7 protein-coding genes are annotated in these 10347 nt (G+C 33.1%); 1 reads left to right on the forward strand and 6 read right to left on the reverse strand.

Annotated features, from left to right (window positions below; translation table 11 throughout):
• Positions 1–615: 615 nt before the first annotated feature.
• Positions 616–2787 (forward strand): YccS family putative transporter, encoded by a 2172-nt coding sequence (gene yccS, locus J6569_RS08550; RefSeq protein ID WP_296318246.1) that lies wholly within the window; start codon positions 616–618, stop codon positions 2785–2787.
• Positions 2788–2871: 84 nt separating this feature from the next.
• Here yccS and J6569_RS08555 read toward each other — a convergent pair whose 3' ends face one another.
• The 6 genes from J6569_RS08555 to J6569_RS08580 all read right to left on the reverse strand — a co-directional run bounded on the left by J6569_RS08555 (position 2872) and on the right by J6569_RS08580 (position 10335).
• Positions 2872–3288 (reverse strand): hypothetical protein, encoded by a 417-nt coding sequence (locus tag J6569_RS08555; RefSeq protein ID WP_296318247.1) that lies wholly within the window; start codon positions 3286–3288, stop codon positions 2872–2874.
• Positions 3289–3592: 304 nt separating this feature from the next.
• Positions 3593–3880, reverse strand: coding sequence for a type II toxin-antitoxin system RelE/ParE family toxin (locus J6569_RS08560; RefSeq protein ID WP_296318248.1), 288 nt, complete (start codon positions 3878–3880; stop codon positions 3593–3595).
• Positions 3877–4128 (reverse strand): type II toxin-antitoxin system Phd/YefM family antitoxin, encoded by a 252-nt coding sequence (locus J6569_RS08565; protein ID WP_065609784.1) that lies wholly within the window; start codon positions 4126–4128, stop codon positions 3877–3879. Before J6569_RS08565 ends, J6569_RS08560 begins: the two co-directional genes overlap by 4 nt.
• A gap of 274 nt (positions 4129–4402) precedes the next feature.
• Entirely contained in the window at positions 4403–6577 is a 2175-nt protein-coding gene (locus tag J6569_RS08570; RefSeq protein ID WP_296318249.1) for a hypothetical protein, read from the reverse strand.
• The gene (locus tag J6569_RS08575; RefSeq protein WP_296318250.1) at positions 6574–7758 is read right to left on the reverse strand and encodes a VWA domain-containing protein; all 1185 of its coding nucleotides are present in this window, start codon (positions 7756–7758) and stop codon (positions 6574–6576) included. Before J6569_RS08575 ends, J6569_RS08570 begins: the two co-directional genes overlap by 4 nt.
• Positions 7759–7767: 9 nt before the next feature.
• Positions 7768–10335, reverse strand: coding sequence for a DUF5682 family protein (locus J6569_RS08580; RefSeq protein ID WP_174798100.1), 2568 nt, complete (start codon positions 10333–10335; stop codon positions 7768–7770).
• Positions 10336–10347 lie beyond the last annotated feature (12 nt).

The raw sequence follows: 10347 nt of genomic DNA on the forward strand, positions 1-10347 counted from the left end.
AAAAACTCGTCGAATAGGATTATTTGATAAATTTAAGACATAGGTTTGCCAGTGCTTGTGCCTTGTGCCTTGTGCCTTGTGCCTTGTGCCTAAAAGGGTACTGCATTTTGTTCCACCTGTCAAGTAATATTTTGTTTTATTTCAATTTTTTATAATTATCCGCTTATTTTTCTAAAGCTGTGAAAGTATAGCCGTAAAAAAAATAGTTGGCTAGTTTTTTGGCGGACTTTTTTGTAAAGAAATGTAAACAAATTTAAAGAAACATAAAGATAGAAACGATTCAGTTATAAAAATAGGTGAATTTTTTAACTAAATTATGATGTCTGATTTCAGACTTTTTGACTTTTACGGAATGGTTAATATTGATGATAACATCTAACACGCAAACACACCAAACAGCCCTGTTTGGCGTGCTAGCTTTACTTCGTTATCGACATATTTTGACGCTCTGATAAGGCAAACTTATTAGCATTGTGGTGCTATAAGTGTGTTTCTTACTCTAAAATCGTTCAGGTAGTCTATTGATTTTATTGTTATTTTTATTTTTCTTAAAAAGAAACAACTTTCTGAGCTCTTTCCCTAATTGATGCAATATAGTATTCTAGTAGCTATTATTTGAACATACACCAAACCCAATACACCGTGCACACATTTATTTTGTCTTTACGTAAAGTCTTTTACAGCAGTAATCTTCTTTTTAGTCTTCGGATGTTAATTAGTTTAACTGGTTCGACTTTAGTTCCGTGGTATTTTGGGTATACCTCGCTAGTTATTCCTCTTACGCTTGGTGTTGTGGCAGCTGGTTTGACCGAGATCGATACTCGTCTATTAAGCCGTTGTATTAATTTAATTCTTACATTGATCTGTTTTACTATTGCCACTTTTTCAGTCGAGTTGTTATTTGATTATCCTGCATTTTTTATTATTGGTTTGGTTTCTTCAACATTTATTTTTACCATGCTTGGTTCGCTTGGGCAACGTTACGGTGTGATTGCGTTTGGATCACTTTTAATTGCTGCCTATACCATGCTTGGGCATAATTTGTTTACTGATAATTACACTTTGCCCTGTTTTTTGCTGTTAGGTGCGCTTTGGTATAATGTTGTTTCGTTAATTGAATCGATCATTCAACCTATTCGCACAACCCAACAATCGCTTTCACAGTGTTTTATTGATTTAGCACAATATCTTGACGCTAAGGCAGCGATGTTTGATCCCGATGAGTCTGACGGTTTTAAAAAACAGACTTTGCAATTAAACAATAGTAATAATCAACTCATTAGTGCTTTTAATAATACAAAACGTTCGCTATTTAATCGTTTAAAAAGCTATCGTGGACAAGCTTATATTAGAAAGTTACTAAGCTATTATTTTGTCGCGCAAGATATTCATGAGCGAGCAAGTTCAGCGCATGGACATTATCAAGCGCTTAGTGTGCATTTTAAACATAGTGATATTTTATTTAGATTTGCTCGTATTTTAAATTTGCAAGCGAAAGCTTGTGCGCAATTGGCAATGACAATTAAGTTAAATCAAACTTATCAACATGATCCGCTGTTTTCACGTTATTTTTCGTATCTTGAAGAAGCTATTAATCAATATCATGCTAGTCATAAAAGCGATATGCTGATGATTAAAGCGCTTAAGAGTTTACATCAAAATTTGCTTTCTATCGATCTGTTACTTGCTAATATTGATACCGAGCAACATTTGCCAAAAGCAGAAGAAGATAATCAATTAATCGATGAAGAACTAACCAGCTTTTATGCTATTTTTGCCAAGATTAGAAACAATTTAACCATAAAATCGGCACTATTTCGTCATGCAATTCGTATGTGTGTGGTGTTTTTTGTTGGTTATATGGTGATTCATTTTTCCGATTTACAGCATGGATATTGGATTATTTTAACCAGTTTGTTTGTGTGTCAACCTAACTATTCAACTACAAAATATCGGTTAAAATTACGCGTAATCGGTACCATTCTAGGGATTATTGTAGGTATTCCGTTGACGTTTTTATTTCCAAGTGTTCCTGAGCAGTTGGTGTTGATTATTATCACTGGTTGGCTGTTTTTTCTATTTAAGAATTCACAATATGCTTATGCTACTGCGTTTATTACGTTACTGGTGTTTTTTAGTTTCAGTTTAATTGGCGAAAGTAGTATTCAAGTTGCGGTCGCACGTATTATTGCAACGTTAATTGGTTGTTTTATTGCATGGTTTGCTGTGAGCTTTATTTGGCCTGACTGGAAGTTTAGAAATCTACCTAAATTAGTGGATCGTGTTTGCCATGACGATAGCCATTACTTAGCGTTAATTGGTCGTCAGTATTTGACTGGTAAAACTAATGATGTTATGTATCGTTTAGCTAGGCGTGCGGCGCATGATAGTAATGCAGATTTGTCGTCATTAATTAGTTTGATGACTAAAGAGCCGCATATGAATCCAGTTGTTATCGATCAGGGATTTCGTTTGTTAACACTTAATCATACATTGATTAGCTATCTTTCGACTTTAGGTGCGCATCGCGATAAACCTCTTTCAAAACAGACTTTCGATCTATTTGATGATTTGTCAGTCTATATTATTAATCTATTAAGCATTAAAAAGATCGACGGTGAATACCAAGCTATTAAAAAATCCGTCACCGATTATATCGAAACTATTTCGGCTGTTTCAATTGATGATGATAAAACAAATAATGATCTGTTAGTTATGCAACAATTGGCTTTGATTTTGGATATTTTGCCTGAGGTTGTCATGCTTGCAAGTGAATTGGAACATTAAATGGTTTAATAAGGGAATTGAACTTTAAACCACATTACTAGCATTTGAGAATTAATTCATTTATTCTTTTATTGATAAATAATGTTATATACCCAAAATATAAATTGAACCGTATTTTTGTATATTATCATCAATCCATGTTATAAAATCACCAATCATCTGTGAAAAAGAAGATTTATATTTGTAAAAATTATTTGTCATTTCTTGCAAATCATTATCAAAAATAAACTTAAAATCGTATAAGTCATGTTCAAGTTCTATTAGATTTAGAGAGTGATCAAGCTTCTGTTTAAGCTTGATTAATGATGATTTTATTAAGAACCACTGTTTTTTATTAACTTCAGTTTTCCCCCAATGCCCATGGTTTTGATACTTAGGTACATTGTTGTATATAATGCTTTCAATAAAGTTAAATGCGTTTTCTGCCAGATACTTTGATGTTTCGTTCCAACAATAATCTTTAAAAGGAGGTATTGCGAACTCAAAAATTAGCCCCGACATGTTTTCTTTCAAGGATTTTAACCTAAAATCTATCATGTAAATTCTTTCATATTAAAAATGTTATATACACATAAATACTAGCATATTATTTTTTGATTACTATCAAGCCAACTAATCATATTAAATGTAGCAATAAATCAAAAAAATGACCTAACGTAAAAATTCCAAGTATTTTACTATAATAATTTTAGTTAAATATGTTTCTCTACAGAATGAAAGTTATTATATATTATGATTATGTGGTGATGTCATTGAAAAGATATAGTTGTCATTAAAATTGAACTAAAATATGACGATATTTAAATTATTTCAATCGATTACTCGCTTGATTATAAACTTCATTACACTCTCTTTTTCCTATAGCGACAACAATAATAATTAGCAAATTATCTTGAACTTGATAAACCAATCGATACCCAGATGCCTTTAATTTTATTTTGTAACAATTAACGATTCCTCGTAGCTTGTTACTTGGTATATGAGGGTTTTCTTTACATTTTAGTAGTTTTTTTGCAAATTGTTGTTGTATTGTTCGATCAAGTTTTTTCCATTCTTTTTCTGCATCCTTTCTAAACTTGATGGTGTATTTCATAAAAAACTTTCCAAATCAATATCAACGAGCTTTTGTTTTTCTCGCTCTTTAACTAATGCAATTAATTCTTGATCATCAATCATATCAAGCATTTTTTCGTAAAGTTCGGCTGGAACACAATAAAATGTAGGTTGATTTCTATTTAAAATTGCAACTGGCAAACCTTGTCCTGCATTCACTGTTGCCATTGGATTTTTTTTTAATTCACTGATACTTGCAGTTGTATCACTCAAAATAATATTAGGCATGATCATATACCCTTGTTTTGTTATGCATATTAAATATAACACCTTAAAGACCTGTTAACAAGTCTTATCAGTGCTTGTTACCCTTTAAAATAATTCTAATTATGTATTATTTATAGTACCAAACGAACCTTACGATCACACTGGAATATTAGTCTTATAACATTAAAAAACTTTATTTAGCATAAAAGAATATAACGCTCTACTGAATAATAAACGCAAAAATACGCAATATTATTTTCTACTAGAGTTATGTAATAGCGATAAGGTATTTATATCATAAATCTTTCAGTTGTATTGGTAATTGGTAGTTTGTCTTTTTTAAAAGATAACATAAGTAAACTGCTTGTAAGATATGTGTTACCGCTATTTGTTGTTGACTGAGAATTTTATTTAAAACGGTACTTAATGTGTTTAATCCTAAAGTATCACAATCATATTGGATCGCAATTAATTGCTGTTTTTGATCAGCGAATAATTCGAGTCTTCCTGAACACACCATACTTTCAAGTATCGTTAAAAGTGGTTGAATAATTAAGGTTGAAAGTGAATCTGTCATATAATGATTTTCGCCTAGATGCTTTTTATGCGCTAAATAATTATTTATAATAACATTTTGTTTAGAATTATTTTTTTTACTTTTATGACAGAAGTCTTCAAAATCAAGATTTAATGTTTTGATATCTCCTGTTAGTTGCTCTTTGTAAAGCAATGCAAAAGGCTCTAAATCCAAAAAGTTGTCATTTTTTACACAGTTGACAAATACGGTTAAGGTGTGATTGTTGGTTTCTAAAAAATTCTTTAAAACATCGATACGTAATTTTTCATATTCATCCCAAAAGAGACATAAAAAAAGGCTATTTCCATCATTATCATTTACTTGCCAAACTAAATTTTGTCGAATTTCATCTAAATAAGGTTTATTTGAGCTTGCTATATGAAGAATTAACATCTCATTAAGAGGTGAATCATCTAAATGATTATCTTGTAAATAGTCGCTCAGTATTGACCAATTTTCAAATCCCGCTTTTGATCTAAAATCCTGATAATTGTTATCATTCCACCCTGTTTCTTGTAAAGTAACAGTTGAACCATGAATCGCCAATTCGCCAGTATCTGATAAACGAGGGTGATGAAGCTTTATTGATTTTTGCATCAACATATAAGGAAATGTTTGCCATATTGACATACTGTTCCAAATCATTGTGCGATTAAAATTGATATCGTTTTTATAGGATCTGGCTAATGTTGTTTCTTGGTATTGTTGTTTTTCAATATCCCAAAAGTAGAAAGTTGCACCAATGGCACCTGTTTTACTTTGCCACCAACGACCGCCTAATGGTAATAGCTCAAGGGGCTGTGATTCTGTTTTATATTGGCGTTTTATCCTACCTCTTAATTTGAAAAGTTGTTCACCTTGATGATGTAATAGCATTTCGGTATAGGCTTGTATCTGCCCTAAAAAAAGAAGTATATCTTGTTCTTCAACCGCAAAATGCCGTTTGGCAAGTAACTCAACCAATTGACTAAGATGCCGAAGCATTGCAGCCAGACGAGGTAATCCTTGAGATCTTGCTGACATATTAAGTAATTGTAATTGATCAGCTTGATTATGACTCACATGAGATAAACCTTGATTGATAAGATTACAAATATGCTGTTGAATCTGTTTAATCAAAGTAATTTCATCAGCAGAAAGCTGATCACTTTCATGTGTTATGCTTTGTCGATATTGGATTGGCCACGGCCATGTTTTGTTGTTTTTTTCAAATAGATAAGCAATAGCTGCTAAATGTATTGCCATTTTTTGGTTTGCACAGAAAGTTGAAATCATTCCATCAAAGCCAGTACCCGCCATATAAATAATAGGTGTATCGCTTTCTGGTACAATAATTCGTATTTGTGAATCTTGGTATTCTATCGTAACTAAATGATTTTTTTGCCAACTACACGCAAATTGATAAGCTTTAAAAATATTGTTTTTTCCTGCTTTTTTTAAAAGTTTGGAGGCATCTAATGACAATAATTCAGTTAACACGTTAGCTAAAGGTCTTATTGTTTCAAGCTGTTTTGTACTTATTTTATTATCAGATTTATGCAAATCATTAGATTGATCTAGCGACTTAATTTGATTTTCATCATCAATTTTATTGCTATCGGTAATAGAATGTTCTAACAACGAAGCATTTGATTGTAGCCATAAAACAGCCGATATAATGTGCTTACAATGCCCGTGAGCAAGGCAATTGCAACTTGCGGCTTGAATACCTTGAGCAGGTAATCTAACTTGCTGACCGTCTGCATTGAATTCTAAATAATCTTCATTGCTTTTTTCAATTAATTTTACTTTGTTAGCCTCGATATCTTTACGAGCACGGCGAACTAAGCCAATATTGGCATAAAGTGCCAATGACTCTTGATCATAGTTTAAATAGATATGTTGCCAACTCATTGCATAACCTCAGCTAGCCAAGCAGCAAAGTGTTCTGGTGTTAATGCCGCAATTTGCATACCACGGTTAGCTAATTGCTGCGATATTTGCAAATCATAAACAGGATCAGCATTATCATCTAGCGCCGCTAAACCTAACATTTTGACTCTGTTGCTGTTCATTCTTGAAACAGTTGCATAAAGGTGAATTAATGCTCCTCCCTCACAAAAATCACTAATTAATACCACAATTGTTCGTTGTGGATTTTTAATTTTTTGTTCAGCATAATTGAGCGCTTTGGCAATATCAGTTCCCCCCCCTAACTGAACTGTCATTAAAACTTCCACAGGATCATGGGCTAAGTGAGACAGATCAACAATTTGAGTGTCAAAAACAAATAAATGTAAGTTAACAGAAGGTAATTTAGCCATAATGCTAGCACAAACAGCAGAATAGATAATTGAACTATCCATTGAGGCGCTTTGATCAACACATAAAATAATATCCCAAGGTAATTGTTTGTTTGCACGAGAGTTAAAAATCGCATTTTCAATAATCATTTGTTGTTTTTGTTGATCAAAATGTTTCAAATTAGCCTTAATTGTTGCACGCCAGTCAAAATTTTGGTTACAACGTATATTGGAACGACGAAATCGATTCTTTTTACCTATCATGGCATTAACAAAATCGGATTTGATTTTTTGTAAAATTTCATCAACAACGCTTTGAATCAGCTCTTTAACTGCCAAATAGACTTCACTTTTTAATTGTCCTCTTAAATTCATTAATAAACGCACAGAGTTCAAATTCGGCTCTAACGCTTTAATAACATTAGGATCGTTTAAAATTCCTTGCAGTTGATAACGGGCAATCGCCTGCTGTTGCATGCGTTCAAATGTACTTTTAGGGAACAGTTTTCGCGTTTTATTGAGCCAATTTACTGTGTTAAATACAGAATTTTCATTGCCACCAGGTGAAATCTTTTTTCTAACACTATCCCTACTATCTTCATCACCTATTTTTAAACCTCGCTTGCGGTATTCATGCTGATAAAGATAATTTAATGTTTGTTCTAAGTTATGATCATGTTGGTTAAATGTCGCCTGATTAAGGTGTCCATCTGCATATTTTCCTAATATCAATCGCCATCGCTTAACATGAGCAACATTTTTTTTATCAATGATTTTTTTATTGCCGATCATGCTAAATCCTTACTGTTTAAACCAATCTTGTAGTTGTTGTTGATGAATATATTGGGAGATAGATAATTCCAAAGAAAGTGTTTTTTGCAATTCTTCTTCACTAAATCTATATTGCTCAATACTCATATCTTCTTTTTCAGCACTATATTTTTTAGAAATTTTTTCGGCAATTATCGCATTTTGTTTCGGTGTGAGTTGCGTAAATGCAAGTCGTAAATCAGGAAGTATTTCGATAAATTGATCTTGTTTCCAATTTGCTAATAATTCATCAAGGCTTGTTAATAATTGTGAAGAGTGGATAATTAATTCGGGTGCACATTGCATTATCCCCATAAAATAGCTACTTGCCTGTTCATATTGGGATCCTAACTCAAAAGCCATTTTTATTTTGTGGTCAAATTCTGATTGGCTAATTTGAGAGTCCAAATAAGCAATACTATCAATAGCGCCCCGAATCAATGGCGCCTCGCTTAATAACGGTTGTAAACGATGTAAATTCAGGTAAAAATCCTGTTTCAACTTTTTCACATCTAGCTTATCTGGTAGATTATTTATTAAATTTCTAAATAATAATAATGTTTTTAAATTTTCTTGCTGTTGCTCTGTATCGGATTGTTTTAATGTATCAAGTAAGAAAAAGGCTTGTTTTGGTACTTTAGCTAGCAATGCTAACAAAGTTGAACTGACATTAAGTGCTAAAAAGTCCCGACCTTGCCATAAATAGAGTAAACGATGCCCACAATCCACTAATGACAATAAATTACTGTCAACTTCTAAGAATGATGATAATTTAACTAATAATTGAGAGAAATAGGTTTGTAATCCCATTAACGCCGCTTGTATCACCCCTTTTACTGCACACAAACAAGATTGTGCCATTCCATCTTCTGTTAATTGCTCTATTGACTGTTGTAGTTTTTGTATAGCAATCTGTTCAAGTTGCGTGCCTTGCTCTGACAGCTCAATTAACCTAGCTTCAACCATTGGAGTCCATAAATATTGCCAATCTTCAAACATAATGGTTAACCTTGTTCCATATTGATAATTTGGTCCGTCAAGACGATTAGCAAATCCAACGTCCAAAAAGGCAAGTAGATGTAAAAATCGACTTCGTTGCCGATGTTCTGGGTTACGGTAAATATCAATATGGGTAGTTTTAGGCAATGTGTCGTCGAGCTTAAAACGGTATTTTTTAAGTGTTGAATAAACTTCATTAACAAGTGGTGGTGAGGCTATATCATTAGGAATTTGTCCTAATTGATTTCCTGATAAGCTACGATAAACTATTTGCCAAAAATCACTGCGTACATCGTGAATACTTCCTTTGATAAAAGCAGATTGAATACCATCAAGCAGATCATAACGACCTGGACCATAATGACCTCGAAGTTCAGCTAATAAACAGGCTTGTTCAATCGCCGACTTTAAAGGGATAAAACCAATTGCATCACTACAATTTTGCTTTTTTCTTAATTTATCAGTAATAATCGATAAAAAATCAATCAATTGTGTTTTTCGATAACATTGGGTTGTTTGCGGTTGGTTAGAATTTTGTTCATAAGCTAGCATTGATTGCCAAGATTTTTGGTAATAAGCAGGAGAATTCATCCCTGCTGTATAACCATTTAATGCATCAAGGCGATCAAAACTATAACGAATAAGCCAAGTTCGATCCCTGTCGCCACTTTTCTGCTGTCGATTAAATCGGGTAATATCGGTTCGTTTGGGTAATAGAAGCTTGTTTTGCCATAATCCTTCAAATAATGCTAAAGTATGGAATCCGCCTGTGACCACCACAATTTTTGCATCGGGGGTCGATTTTTTTAATCGCCCAATTGCGGTTAACATGTGCTGTTCTCGTTGGCTCGATCCTTCAGCTTCAAGTGATGATGAATCGTAATCAAGCCTCGCCATTGCACACCAAATAAACGTATCTTCAAAAAATGTTTGCCAATCAGCAAGATCGGTAAAATTTCTTAATTCAAATAAATGCTCCCAAACTTCGTCATGATCACGGCAATGTAATTTCTTAGCCAATTGAGTAATGTATTGGCTATGCTTTAGATAGGTTTCAGAAAGTAATGATTTGCTCTGCAATGATGTGAATTCTTGAGTAACTTGTTCTGCCCAAGGCAGATCAATAAATTGAATTTTTGCATTGTATTGTTTTGCCAATTGCATTGCTTGCCACTCTGGTGAGTAACTACAAAATGGATAAAATACGGAGCGAGTAATTTGATGCGATGGCGAGTTAGTCTTATCATCCTCTTTATATTCTTCACTATATTCTTCATTCTTCTGAAAGACAACTTCGTCTACTTGAAGATCTGTTTGACAAAGTATAGCAATGGGTGGCTCTGTCTTATTATTTAGTAGTTCCTCAAGTTTTTCTGAAAAGCTAGCAGGTGCTTCAATCAAAATATGAGTCGGTTTAATTTGAGTAATCAACTGTCGCAAAGCATAACTACAAGCAGGACTATGATGGCGTACTGGAGCAAAATAGATCTGTGCTTGTTGTAATGCATCTCGACATATCAAAGCATTTTGTAGACGTTGTGGTAATGGTGAGCTTCCCATAATGATTATCTA

The organism is Gilliamella sp., assembly GCF_024104075.1.
GTDB classification, from domain to species: Bacteria; Pseudomonadota; Gammaproteobacteria; order Enterobacterales; family Orbaceae; genus Gilliamella; species Gilliamella bombi.

Excerpts from the sequence above, each read along its gene's own strand:
- J6569_RS08580 (WP_174798100.1), bottom strand. The coding sequence starts at position 10,335 with ATGGGAAGCTCACCATTACCACAACGTCTACAAAATGCTTTGATATGT.
- J6569_RS08560 (WP_296318248.1), bottom strand. The coding sequence starts at position 3,880 with ATGAAATACACCATCAAGTTTAGAAAGGATGCAGAAAAAGAATGGAAA.
- J6569_RS08555 (WP_296318247.1), bottom strand. The coding sequence starts at position 3,288 with ATGTCGGGGCTAATTTTTGAGTTCGCAATACCTCCTTTTAAAGATTAT.
- J6569_RS08570 (WP_296318249.1), bottom strand. The coding sequence starts at position 6,577 with ATGAGTTGGCAACATATCTATTTAAACTATGATCAAGAGTCATTGGCA.
- J6569_RS08565 (WP_065609784.1), bottom strand. The coding sequence starts at position 4,128 with ATGCCTAATATTATTTTGAGTGATACAACTGCAAGTATCAGTGAATTA.
- J6569_RS08575 (WP_296318250.1), bottom strand. The coding sequence starts at position 7,758 with ATGATCGGCAATAAAAAAATCATTGATAAAAAAAATGTTGCTCATGTT.